The organism is Stenotrophomonas sp. FBCC-B152 (assembly GCF_059134105.1).
Genome location: NZ_CP101442.1, coordinates 1748385 through 1765439, shown reverse-complemented (window position 1 = coordinate 1765439; position 17055 = coordinate 1748385). Strand labels below are relative to the sequence as shown.

The window sequence follows — 17055 nt, the reverse complement described above, 5'->3', positions numbered from 1 at the left end:
CCCTCCTGGATTGACCCGTGCTCGTGCTGCATGCGTTGCAGCGCGCTCGTTGTCGTTTCCCGGAGGTCTTATGGAGATGTCTTTCTTCTTGCGTGCAAGGCGCAAGATGGCGTGTGGGTTCGTGTTTGCCCTGGCGCTCAGTGGTCCTGTGCTGGCGGCATCGCCCGCTATCCCGATCAGCTACACAGAAGCCCTACAACGGGCGCTTGCTAACGCCCCAACCCTGCAGGTGCGCCGATCGCAGATCGATGCCAGTACCGAAGAAGCCGCGCGTGCTGGCGCGCTTCCCGACCCACGTTTGATCGTGGGGCTGGCGAACTGGCCCGTCAGCGGACCCGATGCCTTCAGCTTGCGGGCCGATGAGATGACCACCCAGCAAATCGGTCTGATGCAGGAGTTTCCTGCGCGTGCGAAACGACGTGCCGAGCACGCGTTGGCGCAAGCGACGCTGGCGCAAGCGCGCTCACTGTCGATGGCCGAACAGCAGATGGTGGCCCAAGCGGCCGCGCTGGCCTGGATCGAGCTGTGGAGTACGCAGCAAGCCGTAGATGCGTTGGAAGGTCTGCGCGAGCCGGCCCGTATAGCCGAGCGTGCGGCGCGTGCTCGCTTGGCAGGCGGCACGGCCGGGGCCAGTGATGTGCTTGCCGCCCAGGCCGCCCTACTGCAGTTGGACAATCGCCTGGAGCAGGTACATGCGGAGCACGCCGCCGCGCAGGCCGGCCTGGCGCGGTGGTTGGGTATTGCACCAGAGGCGATCTTGGCCAGTGGTGCGGCACCGGATTTTTCGCAGTTGCCATTGGAGCCCACCCAACTGCTGGCCAAACTGGACCAACACACGCCACTACTGGGCTGGGAGGCACGCGAGAGCTTAGCCCAGGCCCAGGTGGATGCGGCCGTGGCCGAAACCCGCCCGGATTGGAGTGTGGAGCTCACCTACGGACGTCGCGAGCGCGCACCCGACGGCATGGCGCGCAGCGACATGCTCATGGTGGAAGTGGGTGTGGGCCTGCCGCTGTTCCAGAAGAACCGCCAAGCACGAGGCATCGCGGCACGGCGGGCCGAGCTGGAGGCGGTGTCCGCAGAGCGCGATGAGGCCCGGCGCATCCAAGCCGAGTCGGTGCAACGCGCGATAGCGCGATGGCGCGGGTTAACCGGCCAGTTGGAGCGCCAGAACACGCAGAGCCTGCCTTTGGCGCGCGATCGTGCACGCACGGCGTTGGCCGCCTACGGCGCCGGTGCCGACCTGCAGCCGTGGCTGGAAGCGCGGCGCGATGAGATCGAATTGCACCTGGAGAACGCCCGTCTGCTGGGCGAACAGGGCCGTGCCTGGGCGGCACTGGCCTATCTGCTACCCCATGAGGAGAACACGCCATGAGCCCGACCAAGACGCGTCTCACACAGCTCGCCGTGGCCCTCGGGTTGCTGGCGCTCGGCTTTGCCGGCGGCTACGCCTGGATGACTCGAACCTCTGATACCACCCCGCCCCCCGGCACGAGCGTCGCAGATCAAGCACGCAAGGTGCTGTACTGGTACGACCCCATGGCGCCGGAGCAGCGATTCGACAAGCCGGGCAAATCTCCGTTCATGGATATGGAGTTGCTGCCCAAATACGCAGATGAGGCCATAGGGGGCGGAACGCAGATCGATCCGCGCCTGCAGCAGAACGTGGGCATACGCACTCAGGAAGTGACGGTAGAGTTACTAGGGACTGCCGTACGCGTGCCGGGCACACTGACGTGGGATCTGACCCAGGAAAGCGTGATCAGTGCGCGCATGGAAGGCTTGATCACCCACGTGCAGGTAAAGGCGCCGTTTACCGAGGTTCGTCGTGGTCAAACGCTGGCCACCGTGCAGGCCCCGGCATGGAACGCGGCCATCGCCGAAGCACATGCCCTGAGCCAAGCTCAGTCCGCGGGCGCGCGTGAGCTGCAGGGTGCGGCGCAACAACGGTTGCGTTCGTTGGGTGTTCCTTCTGGCGCCTCGGCCAGAAGTGGCGTCGTGCTTAGCGCAGACCACAGTGGTGTCGTGACCGAGATCCTGGCACGCGAGGGACAGACGGTGATGCCCGGTACGCCACTGTTCAAGATCAATGGGCTGGACACGTTGTGGCTGGAGGCCTCGGTACCCCAGGCAGCGCTGGGCACCTTGCGGCCGGGGACCTCAGTGCAGGCCACGGTCAGTGCCTGGCCGGCAGAGCGCTTTGCCGGACAGATCCAGGCGTTGCTTCCCCAGGTCGACATGGCTAGTCGCACGCAGCGGGCGCGAATTGTGCTGCGCAACCCGCAGCGTCGGCTGGTGCCGGGCATGTTCGCCGAGGTTCTGGTGCAGCCCGACGCCGAGCAGGCCCTGCCAGTCGTTCCCACGGAGGCGCTGATCGCCACCGGGCGGGACAGCCGGGTCATCGTGCAGGATCCGGACGGGAGCTTCCGGCCAGTGCGGGTGAGTGTGGGACGTAGCGTGCAAGGGCGCACGCAGATCGTGGCAGGCTTGGCCGGTGGTGAACGCGTGGTCGTCTCGGGTCAGTTCTTGCTCGACTCCGAAGCCAGTCTCTCCGGTGCGTTGGAGCGCCTGGGTGCTGCACAACCGACACGCCCTGCCAGCGCATCAGGTGTGCACGAGCGCCATGACGCCGGGCACGAACCACGCACTGTCGTGCCGTCACCGTCCAGACAGCCGGCGCCTGTCGCGCCAGACACCTCCACCTCTACGCCGCCGCGCTGCCCGGTGCAGTACTGGTATGACCCGATGGTGCCGGAGAAGCATTTCGACAAGCCGGGCAAGTCACCGTTCATGGATATGCAGTTGGTACCCAAGTTCGGCCCCGCCGCAGCCGCTGATTGCCAGGCAAGCGAGGTCATGTCCGAAGCGATGGAGGGCACACCATGATCGCGCGCCTGATCCATGCTTGCATCGCCAATCGCGTGCTGGTGCTGGTTGCCGCCGCGCTGCTGGCGGTGGTCGGTATCTGGTCGGTAAAGAACACGCCGCTGGATGCGCTGCCGGACCTGTCCGATACCCAGGTCATCATCCGCACGCAATGGGCGGGGCAAACCCCGCGCATCATCGAAGACCAGGTCACCTACCCGTTGGCCACCACGATGTTGTCCGTGCCGGGCGTGAAGGCGGTACGCGGCTTCTCCTTCTTCGGTGATTCATTCGTCTACATCCTGTTTGACGATGCCACTGATCTTTACTGGGCGCGCTCTCGAGTGCTCGAGTACTTGAGCCAGGTACGCGATCGACTTCCGCCGAATGTGAATCCGGCGCTGGGTCCTGATGCGACAGGACTGGGCTGGATCTACCAGTACGCCTTGGTGGATCGGACCGGTCAACGTGATGTGGGGCAGCTGCGTGCGTTGCAGGACTGGTTTCTTCGTTATGAGCTAAAAACCGTGCCGGACGTGGCTGAAGTAGCCAGTGTGGGCGGTGCGGTGCGCGCCTGGCAGATCCAGCCGGATCCGCAGGCGTTGGCGGCCCGTGGACTGACGGTGGCCGAGCTCATCGAGGCGGTGGATGCGGCCAACGGCGCTACCGGGGGCTCCGTGATCGAACAAGGCGAAGCCGAACTGATGGTGCGTAGCGAAGGCTACCTGCGCACACAGGAGGCGTTCGAACAGGTGCCGGTAACCGGCAACGACGGCATCCCCGTCTTGCTCGGCGAGGTGGCCACGATCAGTCGCGGGCCGGTCTTCCGTCGTGGTATCGCAGAGTTGGATGGTCAAGGTGAGGTGGCCGGCGGCGTGATCGTCCTGCGGACCGGCAAGGATGCCTTGGGGGCCATTCGGAACGTCAAAGCGCGACTGCAGGCGTTGCAATCCAGCTTGCCCGAAGGCGTGGAAGTGGTGCCGGTGTACGACCGCTCCGAGCTAATCCAGGATGCGGTACGCAACCTCACCCATAAGCTTGGTGAAGAGTTCCTGGTCGTAGCGCTGGTATGCCTGCTGTTCCTGTGGCACCTACGCTCGGCGTTGGTGGCCGTCATCACCCTGCCTTTGGGTATCCTGGCGGCCTTCATCGTGATGCACGCCCAGGGGATCTCCGCCAACTTGCTGTCATTAGGCGGCATCGCCATCGCCATTGGTGCGATGGTCGATGCAGCGGTGGTGATGATCGAAAATGCACACAAGCATCTGGAGCACTGGCGGGAGGCGCACGGCCGGGAACCTCAGGGTGAGGAGCGCTGGCAGCTGATGGCCCGCTCGGCGGCCGAGGTCGGACCGGCCCTGTTCGCCAGCTTGCTGGTCATCACCCTGTCTTTCGTGCCGGTTTTTGCCCTGCAGGCGCAGGAAGGGCGATTGTTCTCGCCTCTGGCCTACACCAAGACCTACGCGATGGCCGCCGCAGCAGGGTTGTCGGTGACCTTGATCCCCGTCTTGATGGGCTACCTGATCCGCGGCCGCATCCGCCCGGAACAGCAGAACCCCATCAATCGCATCCTGATCGCTGGCTATCGGCCCATCCTGCTGTGGGTCCTCAAACATCCCGGTGTCACCTTGCTGCTCAGCGGCCTGCTGCTAGTGCTCACCTTGATCCCCTTTAGCCGGTTGGGCAGTGAGTTCATGCCGCCCTTGGAAGAAGGCAGCCTGTTGTACATGCCCACGGCCCTGCCCGGCCTGTCCGCCGACAAGGCCCGTCAGTTGCTCCAGCTCTCGGGCCGGATGATCAAGACCGTACCGGAGGTTGAGCACGTGTTCGGCAAGGCGGGCCGTGCCGAAAGTGCGACCGATCCGGCACCGATCGAAATGTTTGAGACCACCGTGACCTTCAAGCCGCGGGATCAATGGCGCCCGGGCATGACCCCCCAGAAGCTACGCCAGGAGTTGGACGCAGCGGTCAAGATTCCCGGTCTGACCAACCTATGGGTCCCGCCCATTCGCAATCGCATCGATATGTTGGCCACCGGCATCAAGAGCCCGATTGGGATCAAGGTCTCCGGACCCGATGTGGAGCAGATCGAGCGCCTGAGCCAGCAGATCGAGCAGGTGGCCAAGACTGTGCCCGGCGTGAGTTCGGCACTGGCCGAACGCGTCACGGGTGGGCGCTATGTCGATGTACAGGTGCGCCCGGAAATCGCTGCACGTTACGGATTCACTCAAGGCCAACTCCAGCAACTGATTGCCACGGTCGTTGGCGGTGATCCAATCGGGGAAACGATCGAGGGGCGCGAACGCTATCCCATCGTCTTGCGCTACCCCCGTGGCCAGCGTGACTCGTTGCAGGCCTTGCAGGATCTGCCGCTGATCGCGCCAGGCGGTGTGCAACTGACCTTGAGCCAGGTGGCGGAGCTGTCAATCAGCCCAGGCCCGCCGATGCTCAAGAGCGATAACGGCCGGTTGGTGGGCTACATCTACGTGGATGTGGCCGATCGCGACTTGGGATCGGTGGTCCAGGACCTGCAAGCCGCGGTGCAGACCCAGGTGAGTTTGCCTGCCGGCTATGGTCTGGCGTGGTCGGGGCAGTACGAGTATCTGCAACGGGCTTTGGCACGCCTGCAATGGGTGGTGCCCGCGGCGTTGGCGATCATCTTCCTGGTCATCTGGATGGTGTTTCGCCGGCTTAGCGATGTATCCATCATCCTGCTCAGCTTGCCCTTGGCGTTGGTGGGCGGTTTCTGGTTGATCTGGGGGCTGGGCCATGCGATTTCGGTGGCCAGCATGATCGGATTCATCGCCCTGGGCGGCGTTGCGGCTGAGTTCGGCGTCATCATGCTGCTGTACCTGCGTCATGCCTGGGAGCAGCGCTTGGCCAGCGGTGCGCCGGAAGATGTGTCTACCCTGCAAGAGGCTATCTACGAAGGCGCCGTGCAACGGGTGCGCCCGAAGGCGATGACGGTAGCCGTCATCCTGGCCGGGTTGTTTCCGCTTTTCGTCGGTGCCGGTGCCGGCTCGGAGGTCATGCAACGTATCGCCGCGCCGATGCTGGGTGGCATGCTCACCGCACCGGTGCTCTCTATGGTGGTGATTCCCGCAGCGTTCTATCTAGTGCGGCGACGTGGATTGCGCGCGGCGCGGGGCGACCAATGAGAGACAGACTGAGCACTTGAGGTAAGTCCCCACAAAAAGACGCCAGTCATGGAAGAAGTCATGACTGGCGTCAAAGGGGAGAGTACCGCCTACATGCTTACTTATCAGTGCCCGGCGTGCGGGGAAATCTCAAAGCTCAGCGACGCCCGATCCGACACAAAATCCAAACCCTTTTGTGTAGAGGGCACCATGTGATTGGTGTGGATGTACCAGGTCTTGGCGGTGGTCACCTGGAAACTGGCTTGGCCTTGGGCATCGGTGCGCAGGAGCGTAGCGCTACCGTGCCCACCCTTGACCGGTGCGTCAGCACGATGACCGACGTACACGCGTAGGTTGGGCACTGGCGTGCCCTGCTGCAGCACCTGGAACGACAGCTGTTCGCCGACCTTCACGCTTCCAGGATTGCGGGCCAAGCGGATCTCCAGCGGATAGCCCAGCGAGGCAGCGAAATCGTCGGTCAGTTTTGTGCCCACCTGTCCAATGGCACGAGCATGCTTGGTATAGCTATAGGTGACCCCTTTGGGAAACTTGCTCGCATCATAGGTGGCCAGGGTATCGGGCAAGTCTTCCAACTCCAGGTACTTGCCGAACTCGCTGGCCGTACGCGTGCTGGTGGAGGCCATCGTCGAGACCCCCAGCAGATAGGTGCCCTCGCCCGCCGGATGCACGGTGAGCTGGCTCTGCTTGCCGACCTCTTTCCAACTGGCCAAGTCCGGTGCAGCCTTAGCGCCGCCCTGACTCAGCGAAACGTCCTGTAGACGCGCTCGGGTGACTGCACCTGCACTTTCATCGAAGGTGCCATTGTTCACCAACGCTGTGTTCGCCTCGCCCGCTGCGGTGCCGGGCTTGGAAAACGCGACAAACAGGTCGTGCGCGCCGGCGCTGCCGGCCACCGCGAACAGCAGTAGTGCGGCGGATAGTTGCGTGTTTCTCATGATGTGTAGCTCCTTGGGATCGTGGCTTACCAGTGGTAACCAAAGCGGACATTCCAGCGACGACCCAGCAAGTCGTACGTCATGGTGTCGGTGTTGGCGTTGGGGTTGTTCTGCACGAACGGCGCCTTCTTATCGAGCACGTTTTCAACGCCGGCGGAGATGTCCCATTTCTTCTTGATGCCGTAGCTCAGTTGCAGGTTGTGGTACACCACGCTGGACACATGCGAGCCGATCGTTCCGGGCACGGCGATGATGTCGTCCGCACTGCCGATGTACTGCGCCGAATAGACGCCAGTCCAACGGTTCTTGCCCATGCGCAGTGAGCCCAAGCCACGCCACTGGGTGTAGCTACCCAAGCCGCTGGTGATCTTGCCGGCGTACTCAATGGTGGTGGCACCGGCGAAGGGAGTGACGTCGTAACGCTCCAGATACGAGGCGTCCAGACTCGCGCTGGCCTGCCAGCCGGCCACATCGAACTGATACAGCACGCCGATATCAACACCTTCGGATTCCTCGCTGGCCGCATTGACCTGCTGGGACGAGAGGTAGTTGACCTCACCGGTGACCGAATCACGGGTGAAGTTGGCCGGTGAGCAGAACGGATGGGCCAAGTTCGGTGTGGTGTAGCACGCACGCAGCTTGACCGAGCCTTCAATGCTACGGATCGCATTCTCGATGCGGATACGGTAGTAATCGGCCGTGAGCGTCAGCCCCGGCGCAAACCCTGGGGTCCACACAAAGCCTGCCGTGAAGGTCCGCGCATCTTCAGGCTTGAGGTCGGGATTGCCGCCGGTCGTGGTGAGGATGGTGTTGCCCAACTGACGAAAGTTGGTCGGCACGCCCGCGGCTTGGCAGTTGGCCCGAATGACCGAGTCGGCCGGTAACGTGCTCCAGTTGCTGCACGGATCCAGCGTAGTCAAGCTGCCTTGGCCGATGCCACCGAACAACTCCGGAATGCTGGGGATGCGAAAAGCCGTGGCGTAGTTGAGACGGATCTTGAGAGGTTCGGCCACCTGCCAATCCAACCCCACCTTGTAGTTGGTGTCGCTGCCGAACAGGTCGTAGTCCGAATAGCGGCCGGCCAGGTTCAAGGTGGCGTAGTCCACCAGCGGAATGTCCTGCAACAGCGGGACGGCGAACTCGACAAACGCTTCCTTGGCCGAGTACTCGCCTTCGATCGGATCTTGACGCACGATGTTGGCGCTGCCGTTGACCACCAGCGGGTCCGGATACAGCCAACCGCGTTCCTTGCGAAACTCCACGCCCGAGGCGAAGGCGACGCTGCCGGCGGGCAGATCAAACAGGGCGCCGGAAATGGTGCCGCTAAAGCCCTGCTGGCTGTTGCCACCCGAGCCACGCTGGGTAAACAGAATGTAGTCCAGCACTTCAGGCGTCAGATTGCCGTAGCCCAGATAGTTGCCGCAAGGAATGGCCGCGCCCGGGGTGTTGCTGCACAGGCTGGTATTGAGAGTGTTTTCCACCCGGTCCAGGTTGGCAATGTTGGTCGAGCTGTCGGTGGCCGAATTGCGCCCCCAGTTCAACGCCACATTCCATGCCCAGTTATCGCCCCACTGCCCTTCCAGCCCTAGCACGGTGCGGAACGTATCGACCTCCTGCTCGGTGATGCGCGCCCCGGCTTCTTCGAGACGCCGACGTTCCAGGGTCAGGTTCTGGCCGGTGGGATTGGTGGGATTGGTGGCGGCGATCCGGATGGTGCGATACACCCCCAAGGTGTTGGGCGAAGCGCGCTGATTGGACTGGCGATTGGTCGCCATCAGTTCCGTGAACAGACGGGTGTTCTCGGTCAGGTCGAATTGACCAAAGCCACTCAAGCCCACTCGCTTGATCGGGCTGACCGCATTGAGCAACAAGTTGTAGTTGTAATTGTGCTTGGCCGGATCATAGAGCTCGTAGGAGCGTGGATCCCCGTTGGGGTCCTGGTTGAAGTTGACCACGCGACCATCGGCCAGCCGGGCTCGCCCACCGATGGTGGACGAGTTGCCCACGCACTGCAGGGTGCCGGCCACCACACCCAACGGACACGGTGCCCGCGAAGCCATGGTGATCGTGCCGCTTTCGGCATAGGTCAGGGCACCCGACATTGAGCTGCGCTCGCCGATGGTACCGAAGGCGAGGTTGAAGGAGCCGATCTCGCCATCGCCCTGGAAAGTCTGACCATAGCGGGTGGATAGCTCCACGCCATCCATTTCCTTGCGCGTGATGATGTTCACCACACCGGCCACGGCATCGGCGCCGTAGATCGCCGATGCGCCGTCCTTCAGGATCTCGATGCGATCAACCAGGGCCAAGGGCACCACGTTCAGATCCACCGAATTGTTGGCGCCGGTACCACCGTTGACCACGCGTCGGCCGTTGAGCAGTACCAAGGTGCGGTTGACGCCCAAGCCACGCAGGTTGATCTGGGTGGTGCCGTTACCGTTACCCGTCCAGAAGTTGTTGGATTGCGAGCCGGCTGCACCGGCCGATGCAGGCAAGCGCTGCAGCAGCGTCTCGACCGAGACGGCACCGGAGCTCTGGATGGTCTCGGCATCAATGACCGTGGTGGGGCCCACTCCAGACATCTGGGCGCGTTTGATGTGACTGCCGGTCACCTGGACCGCATCAAAGGTGGTGGGTGAAGCGGCCGACGGCGTTGAGGCGTCGGCGCCGCCGGAGAGGGAGGCGCTATAGGAGGCATCGGGACCGGCTTGCCCTACACCGGAGGTCGGTGCGTTGCGCGTAGGCGTCGGCGTGTTGGCACCTTCTCGCACGATCGCCAGCGCGCCGCTTTGATCGCGCTTGACCGTCAGTCCGGTTCCGGCGAGCAGGCGGTTCAGCGCTGCATCCTGGGACATGTCCCCACGCGCGCCTGCGGTGCGTCGATCACGAACATCTTCGCTCAAGTAGACCAGACGAACACCCGATTGCCGGGCATAGGCTTCCAGCGCGACTTTCAGATCCCCTTCTGGAATATCAAAACTGCTCGTTTGTGCAGCGGCGGAGGCCGCGATGACCAGACCACACATGACAGCCAACGCTGTCCTCGCCACTTTCGTACGTGCCATGCATTTTCCCCAGGTCGGCGCGAATCGGCCTGATATCTGTGACGAGAGGACGGCACGCTTCCGGTATGAAATATTTCAGATTGATGTCTGCTGGCGTCTCAGTGCGGTTGGGACACGCGAATCTGATCACCCTGCGTCTCCACGCGCAGGTTGAAGCCGGTGGCCAGCAGACGTGCGAAGGCATCCACACCTGTGGCATCGAAACTGCCGCCCACACGCATGTGGGCCGTTTCCGGATCCATCAGTACCAACTGCTTATCGTTGTAGCGATTGAACTGGGCCGCCACATCCGCCAACGTGGTTTGATCGAACTCCAGGGTGCCATGGCGCCAGCTCAAGGACCGGCGCACCTTGTCCTGGGCGTTGACCGCCACCAGCGTGCCCGCCGGCTTGCTATACAGCAGCCCCCCGCCCTGCACGATCACCGGCGGCCGTCCCGGTTTGGCCACCAGCGGCTCAACGCGCACCTTGCCTTCCAGCACGGCCACTTCCAGGCGTTCGCGTTCCTGCCTGACCGAGAACTTTGTTCCCAGTACCACGACACGATGCTCGCCGGCGTGGATGACGAACGGGTGCGCGGGATCGGGCTTCACATCAAAAAATGCCTCGCCCTTGTCCAGCCACACGTGGCGCAGCGAGGGGTCCACCTGCGCGCGCAGCTGCGTGTGCGTGTTGAGCTCCAGGCGGGAACCGTCCGACAGGGCGATCACCTCCCGGCCGCCAACCTCGGTGCTGTAGCGCGTGCCAGGGCCCCACCCCGTGAGGGTGAACAGCACCGCCAGCATGGCAACACTGGCGGCAATGGCCCAGCGCATCGGCTCTCGCCAACGGTGTATGCGTGGCGGCTGCACGGCGCGTACCGCCGCCAACCGGTCTGCGCGCGTCCACACCGACTTCAAACGAAGCCAGGCCACACGATGGGCGGTGTCCTGTTCCAGCCAGGCTTGCAGCTGCATCTGGTCCTGTGCAGTCCATTGCGGGGACTCGGCACGGTTGATCCATTGCGCCGCGACCTGTTCGATGTCCTTGTGTGGGCTCATGGCTGCGAACGTTCCTTGTTGAAGCGCCGTGACGGACGCTGGATCTTGCCGGTACCGCCGAGCATGAAGTCGGCCAAGGCCCGCATGCCCAACAGGGTCTGACGCTCCACCGTATCTTCGGCGATCCCTAACCGTCCGGCCACTTCGCGCTGGGATAGGCCGTAGATCTTGCGAAGTTCCACGATCTGTCGACATTTGTGGGGCAGTTTCTGCAAGCCTTGCTGCAAGCGGCGCAGTTCATCACGAGCGCCTAAGTGTCGCTCCGGCGTGACCTCATCGCTTTGCATGACCGCCTGCTCCACATCGGCCATCGCTTCAATGGATACGATGCGAGAGCGGCGAATACGATCGATGAGCAGGTTACGTACGGTGGTCATGACAAAGGGCTTGGTCTGCGCGGGCAAGCCCCGTCGCGCGGCTTCATAGATGCGTGCGTAAGCCTCCTGCCTAAGATCAGGAATCTCGCTGTCCTCATGTCCATGCCGGCGCAGGAAGGCATGGATCAAGCCTTCCAGGGGCAGGACATGGGATATGAACCACTCATCCAGCGCCGTGGTCACCGGGGTACTCGCTGATTCATCAGGCAGGCTCAAGCACGTCCAATCACTGGGACGAGTGCATGGGAAAAATCCGGTACGCCTCACCCCGCCGGCACGTTCGGCCGGCGGGACTGCCTCAGATCTTGAAGTCGTCGAAGGCCACCTGGCTGTCGGGTACACCCAGCCGAGTCAGCAGCTCGCGTGTGGCCTTAAGCATGGCTGGCGGTCCGCACAGGTAGAACTCGCAATCGGCCAAAGCCTGATGAGCCTTGAGCAGGCGGTCATGCGCTACCTCATGCACCAGGCCCCGCAATAGCGCATCGTCGTTCTGCGCTTCATCCGACAGCACCAAGTGCCAGCTGAAGTTGTCGTGCTGTTGGGCCAGGCGCTCCATCTCCTCGATGTAGGGCGCTTCCTTGAGACTGCGCGCCCCATACCAGAAGTGGATCCGCTCAACGCCCTGCCCCGCCAACAGCGTCCGAATCATCGCGCGCAGCGGGGCCATGCCAGCGCCGCCGCCGATGAACACTTTCTCCCGTCCGTGAGGCTTGAGCGCAAAGTCGCCGAAGGGGCCGCTGAAGCAGACCCGATCCCCGGGCGAGAGCGTATACAGGTAGGTCGAGCCCCTGCCAGGAGGATGGCGTTTCTTGTCCGATCGTCCAGGACTGAAGCGGGCCAGCAAGGTCAGTCGCCCCTGTGCCTGATCGACAGGCAAAGCAAGCGAATACGCCCGACGGACCGGTTCGCGGTTGACCAACTTCTCGGGCAGGTCCACGCCCGCCCACTCCTGATGGTGGTGCTCGGGCCGCACGAGCTTGTTCACCGGTACCTCGTAGTTGGGCACATGCACCTGCAAATAAGCGCCAAGTTGATATTCAGGACCGGGGGCCTCGTCGGGCTTGAGCACGATCTCGCGCAGGAAAGGCGTCACCGCCGTGACCTGTTCCACGGTGGCGCCATACTCGGTCCACAGGCTGGCCCCGCCAGCCACCTCGACATCGGTATCTTCCGTCACGGCCAAGTTGCAGGCCAGGCGATAGCCCATCTTGACCTTGCTGGCACCCAAGTGGGCGCGATCGGCCGCGGTAGCTTTGGGCGCCACGCCGCGGAAGCGCACCTCGCACAGACCACAGCTCTGCCCTCCTCCACAGTTGGAAGGCAGTTGCACGCCCTCGCGTGCCAGCGAGACGTAGACGTTGTCGCCTGCCGACGCTCGTACGGTGCGCAGCCGTGTCCCATCCGGACCGAATACCGACAACTCGCGGGCCGGACGCCAGCGGCGCGGCACGAACTCGCTCCAATGGAAGCTGGCAAACAGCAGCCAGATGCCGGTCAGGGCCAACCACAGACCGCCGATTGCGGCCGTGACCACCAGCGGGTTGTTGAAGTTCTTGCGCCCGGTGTAGTCCATGATGTGCAACATCCAGAACACATCGAACAGACGCCAGGTCTTGTTGCGGTGGTAGAGCACTTCGCCCGTCTGGGCAGACAGGTACACCGTGGTGTCCTGACCATCGTCGGTATCCACGCGCCACAGCCGCCCTTCGTGATCGCGCACCTCACCACTCCACTCCAACAGGCGCGGCGCTTTCAGGGTCCCAGGTCCGGTGTAGGAAGCTTGGGCCAGGCGCGTGGCCCAGGCCGAATCCAAGGAGATCGGCTGGCCCGTAACGGCGTTGGCCAAGGTGATACCTTGCGCATCGGCCAATTGGTACACCGGCGTGTCCAACAGCCAGCCCGAACTCACGCGGCTGATTTTCTTGTTGCCACCCAGAAAGCTGGCCGGCGAGCGGGCATTGGCAGGCCACTCATGGGCCGCATGCTCGTGGGCCTGGAACTCATGGCCCTGTACCTGATCGTGGTCCAGCCAGCTCATCATCACGCCACTGGCCATCCAAAGCAGCAACTGCAGGCCGATGATCAAGCCGACCCATTTGTGCAGCGTTCTCATCCAGGGCGTCATGCTGCGGCCCTCCTGCGAAAGCTGTAGAACAGCAACCAAGCACCACTGAGCACGAACACCAAGCCAACCGCCGAGGCCACGCGCAACAAGGTGTTGTTGACGTCCGAACGGGCCTCGTAGTCCATGATGTGGAACATCCACAGGAAATCGAACCAGCGCCACAGGCTGTGCCGCCGCGCCAGTAACTCGCCGCTGTAGGGCGAGAAATACAGGGTGGTTTCACCGGCATCGGCGTAGTGCACCGCCCACATGGGAACCGGGCGGGTGGCCACTTCTTGCGGCGCCTGGGTAACCCACTCGACCCGAGCTACGGGTGCCTGGCCTTGATAGACATCTTTTGCCAAGGCGATCGCCATCTGCTGATCACCTGGGGAGAGCACCTCCCCCGTCGTGGCGTCCAGCAAGTACACCTGATCGCGGGCATGGATCTCATAGACATCCCGCTCTAGCAGGCGCTTGAGCTTGACCTGGGTCATGCCCGGGTAGCGGCGTTGCAGTTCCTCACCTGACAAGTGTGTGGGTGCTACCAGCGGTTGCTGATGCGCATGGGCCAGGTGATCGCCATGGATGATGTCCAGGGAAATGACCGTCATGTAAACGCCGCTGATCATCCACAGCAGCGCTTGCACGCCGATGATCAGGCCAATCCATTTGTGGGCCTTACGCGCCCAGAAAGCCGATTTCATAGTGATCTCGTTCGACAGGAAGACGACACCTGCCCCCGTCACACGGACGGGGACAGGTGAAGCGGGCCTTACCAGTGGTAACCCACGCGTGCATACCAACGACGACCCAGCAGGTCATACGTCATCGTGTCGGTATTGGCGTCGGTGTAGCTCTGGATGAACGGGGCTTTCTTGTCGTACAGGTTGTCGATGCCGAAGGACACATCGAAGGTCTTGTTCGGTGCGTACTTGAGCTGGACATTGTGGTAGGTCACGCTGGGGGCATGATCGCCAATGTCGCCGGGGCTGGCGTTGATGTCATCCGCCTTGCCGATGTACTGCAAGCTGTATGAGCCGGACCAGGCTTCGCGCTCCATCGTCAGCGAGGTCAAGGCGCGCCAGTGAGTGAAGCTGCCACGGCCACCGGTGATCTTGCCGGCGTACTCGATCACCTCCGCGCCCGGGAACGGCCGCACGTCGTACTGGTCCAGGTAGGACACATCCACACTCAGAGTCGAATCGAACCCAGCGACCGCGAACTCGTACAGACCGCCCAGGTCGATGCCCCGTACCCGCTCATTGGCGGCATTGACCGGCTGTGACGACAGGAAGTCCACTTCACCGGTGATCGGGTTGCGGGTGAAGTTGTCATTGCCGCAGAACGGATGCGCCAAGCCCGGGGTGTTGTAGCAGATCGACAGCTTGGTTGAGCCATCGATGCGCTGGATGGCGTTGTCGATCTTGATGTTGAAGTAGTCCACCGTCAGCGTCAGTCCCGGCAGGAAGCTCGGGGTCCAGACCGCACCCACGGTCAGGGACTTGGCATCTTCCGGCTCCAGGTTAGGATTGCCGCCAGAGGTGGTGAGGATCGTGTTGCCCGGCTGCACGTAACCTGCCGGCACACCGTACGACTGGCAGTTTTGACGCACTACCGAATCAGCCGGCAAGCTACTCCAGCCGCTACAGGGATCGGTCGTGGTCAGGTTGCCTTCGGCCACGCCGCCAAACAACTCGGGGATGTTGGGGATGCGGAAAGCCGTGGCGTAGTTGGCGCGCACTTTCAAGGACGGCACGATCTGCCAATCCAGGCCTACCTTGTAGTTCACGTCTTCCCCGAACAGGTCGTAGTCGGAGTAGCGCACGGCGGCATTGAGCGTCAGGCTCTCGGCGATCACGCTGTCCTGCAGCAGCGGCACGGCAAACTCGGCGAAGGCTTCCTTGGCCGTGTACTCACCGGCGATCGGATCCTGTTGATTCGTGTTGGCAATGCCCAGCACCGTCAGCGGATCGGGATCACGCCAACCACGCTCCTTGCGGACCTCGATGCCCGAGGCAAAGCCCACCCAGCCGGCCGGCATCTCGAAGAGCTGGCCGCTGATGTTGGCCGTGAAGCTCTTCTGGTCGTTGCCGCCGTTGTCGCGCGTCCTGAAAAGGATGTAGTTGAGGACCTCGGGGGTCAGATCGCCGTAGCCGAGGTAGTCACCGCACGGAATCGCGGCACCGGGGGTGTTGCTGCACAGCGCGGTGTTGAGCGTGTCATCCACCCGGTCCAGATTGGCCACATTGGTCGAGCCATCCACACCGGTGTTGCGGCCCCAGTTCAGCGCGGCCGACCAGTCCCAGTTCATGCCGAGTTGGCCTTCGATGCCCGCGACCACGCGGAAGGTATTGGTCTCCTGGAAGAACTCGCGCGGACCGGCCTCTTCCAGACGGCGGCGCTGCAGCAGCAGGTCCTGTCCGGTCGGATTGGTCGGGTGACTGGCCGCAATGTTGATCGGGCGATAGACACCCAAGCTGCCGGGCGTGGCCAACTGGTCGGACTGGCGGTTGGTGAACATCAACTCGGTGAACACGCGCGTGGTTTCATTCACCGTGCTGTCGCCGAATAGGCTGAAGCTCAAACGCTTGATCGGATTGACGGCATTGAGATAGGGATTGCCGTTGTAGTTATGTTTGGCTGCCGAATACGGTTCATAGAAATCCCCGTCACCATTGGGATCCTGATTGAAGTTCACGCGCGAGCCGTCGGCTAGCAATGCGCGACCACCGATGGTGGCCGAGCTGCCCACACATTCTAGTTGCCCGTCGACCTCACCCAAGCCGCACGGTGCGCGTGAGGCCATGTTGACCGTGCCGGTCTCCGAGTAGTTGATGCCGGCCATCAACGAGCCGCGGTCTGACGTAATGCCCCAGGCGAAATCGAACGACTTTTCTTCGCCATCACTTTCGAAGGTCTGTCCATAACGCACTGCCGCCTCGGCACCGTCGTAATTCTTCTTGGTGATGATGTTCACCACGCCCGCCACGGCATCGGCACCGTAGATGGCTGAGGCACCATCCTTGAGGACCTCGATCCGCTCGATCAGCGCTACCGGGATGATGTTCAGGTCCACCGAGCTGTTGGCACCGGTGCCACCATTGACCACACGACGACCATTGAGCAGAACCAGCGTGCGGTTAATGCCCAGGCCGCGCAGATTGACCTGAGTAGTGCCGTAGCCGTTCTCGGCCCAGTAGGCGTTGGACTGGCTGCCGGCAAAGCCGGCCGACGCCGGCAGGCCCTGCAGCAGCGTCTCCACCGAAGTGGCGCCGGAGCGCTCGATGGCTTCGGCATCAACCACGCTGACCGGACCAACACCGGAGAGCTGCAGTCGCTTGATGTGGCTGCCGGTGACCTGGACGGTGTCCAGCGTCTTGGCCGACTCGCTCGTCGCGCCCTGTTCAGCCTGCTGAGCCAGAGCCACCGTGGAAAAACCGGCGCACAGAAGGGCACCGACGGATACCGCCAAAGGATTGCGCTTGAAGTACATGGGTTCTCTCTCCCC

General features: G+C 62.9%; 10 protein-coding genes. 3 read left to right on the top strand and 7 right to left on the bottom strand.

What is annotated here, in order from left to right:
* Positions 1 to 76: 76 nt before the first annotated feature.
* From NMB40_RS08290 to NMB40_RS08280, 3 genes are read left to right on the top strand one after another with little or no spacing between them, the layout of a single operon-like run.
* Positions 77 to 1375 (top strand): TolC family protein, encoded by a 1299-nt coding sequence (locus NMB40_RS08290; RefSeq protein ID WP_024957398.1) that lies wholly within the window; start codon positions 77 to 79, stop codon positions 1373 to 1375.
* Entirely contained in the window at positions 1372 to 2886 is a 1515-nt protein-coding gene (locus NMB40_RS08285; protein WP_005413406.1) for an efflux RND transporter periplasmic adaptor subunit, read from the top strand. The genes NMB40_RS08290 and NMB40_RS08285 overlap by 4 nt, the downstream gene beginning before the upstream one ends.
* The gene (locus tag NMB40_RS08280; RefSeq protein ID WP_005413407.1) at positions 2883 to 6023 is read left to right on the top strand and encodes an efflux RND transporter permease subunit; all 3141 of its coding nucleotides are present in this window, start codon (positions 2883 to 2885) and stop codon (positions 6021 to 6023) included. The genes NMB40_RS08285 and NMB40_RS08280 overlap by 4 nt, the downstream gene beginning before the upstream one ends.
* Positions 6024 to 6127: 104 nt before the next feature.
* Here NMB40_RS08280 and NMB40_RS08275 read toward each other — a convergent pair whose 3' ends face one another.
* The 7 genes from NMB40_RS08275 to NMB40_RS08245 all read right to left on the bottom strand — a co-directional run bounded on the left by NMB40_RS08275 (position 6128) and on the right by NMB40_RS08245 (position 16974).
* Positions 6128 to 6958, bottom strand: coding sequence for a DUF4198 domain-containing protein (locus NMB40_RS08275; RefSeq protein WP_049395152.1), 831 nt, complete (start codon positions 6956 to 6958; stop codon positions 6128 to 6130).
* Between the two features lie 26 nt (positions 6959 to 6984).
* Positions 6985 to 10023 carry a TonB-dependent receptor gene (locus tag NMB40_RS08270; RefSeq protein ID WP_081420135.1) on the bottom strand — a complete coding sequence of 1013 codons (3039 nt, stop codon included), beginning with the start codon at positions 10021 to 10023 and terminating at the stop codon, positions 6985 to 6987.
* Positions 10024 to 10121: 98 nt separating this feature from the next.
* Positions 10122 to 11063, bottom strand: a complete 942-nt coding sequence (locus NMB40_RS08265) for a FecR family protein (RefSeq protein ID WP_054665510.1) — start codon at positions 11061 to 11063, stop codon at positions 10122 to 10124.
* Entirely contained in the window at positions 11060 to 11656 is a 597-nt protein-coding gene (locus NMB40_RS08260) for an RNA polymerase sigma factor (protein ID WP_200909222.1), read from the bottom strand. Before NMB40_RS08260 ends, NMB40_RS08265 begins: the two co-directional genes overlap by 4 nt.
* 82 nt (positions 11657 to 11738) lie before the next feature.
* Complete coding sequence (locus NMB40_RS08255) at positions 11739 to 13565, bottom strand: NADH:ubiquinone reductase (Na(+)-transporting) subunit F (RefSeq protein WP_494360681.1); 1827 nt, start codon at positions 13563 to 13565, stop codon at positions 11739 to 11741.
* Positions 13562 to 14251 carry a PepSY domain-containing protein gene (locus NMB40_RS08250; RefSeq protein ID WP_054668670.1) on the bottom strand — a complete coding sequence of 230 codons (690 nt, stop codon included), beginning with the start codon at positions 14249 to 14251 and terminating at the stop codon, positions 13562 to 13564. Before NMB40_RS08250 ends, NMB40_RS08255 begins: the two co-directional genes overlap by 4 nt.
* A 68-nt stretch (positions 14252 to 14319) precedes the next feature.
* Complete coding sequence (locus NMB40_RS08245; protein WP_494360680.1) at positions 14320 to 16974, bottom strand: TonB-dependent receptor; 2655 nt, start codon at positions 16972 to 16974, stop codon at positions 14320 to 14322.
* Positions 16975 to 17055 lie beyond the last annotated feature (81 nt).

Excerpts from the sequence above, each read along its gene's own strand:
- NMB40_RS08290 (WP_024957398.1), top strand. The coding sequence starts at position 77 with ATGTCTTTCTTCTTGCGTGCAAGGCGCAAGATGGCGTGTGGGTTCGTG.
- NMB40_RS08285 (WP_005413406.1), top strand. The coding sequence starts at position 1,372 with ATGAGCCCGACCAAGACGCGTCTCACACAGCTCGCCGTGGCCCTCGGG.
- NMB40_RS08280 (WP_005413407.1), top strand. The coding sequence starts at position 2,883 with ATGATCGCGCGCCTGATCCATGCTTGCATCGCCAATCGCGTGCTGGTG.
- NMB40_RS08275 (WP_049395152.1), bottom strand. The coding sequence starts at position 6,958 with ATGAGAAACACGCAACTATCCGCCGCACTACTGCTGTTCGCGGTGGCC.
- NMB40_RS08270 (WP_081420135.1), bottom strand. The coding sequence starts at position 10,023 with ATGGCACGTACGAAAGTGGCGAGGACAGCGTTGGCTGTCATGTGTGGT.
- NMB40_RS08265 (WP_054665510.1), bottom strand. The coding sequence starts at position 11,063 with ATGAGCCCACACAAGGACATCGAACAGGTCGCGGCGCAATGGATCAAC.
- NMB40_RS08255 (WP_494360681.1), bottom strand. The coding sequence starts at position 13,565 with ATGACGCCCTGGATGAGAACGCTGCACAAATGGGTCGGCTTGATCATC.
- NMB40_RS08250 (WP_054668670.1), bottom strand. The coding sequence starts at position 14,251 with ATGAAATCGGCTTTCTGGGCGCGTAAGGCCCACAAATGGATTGGCCTG.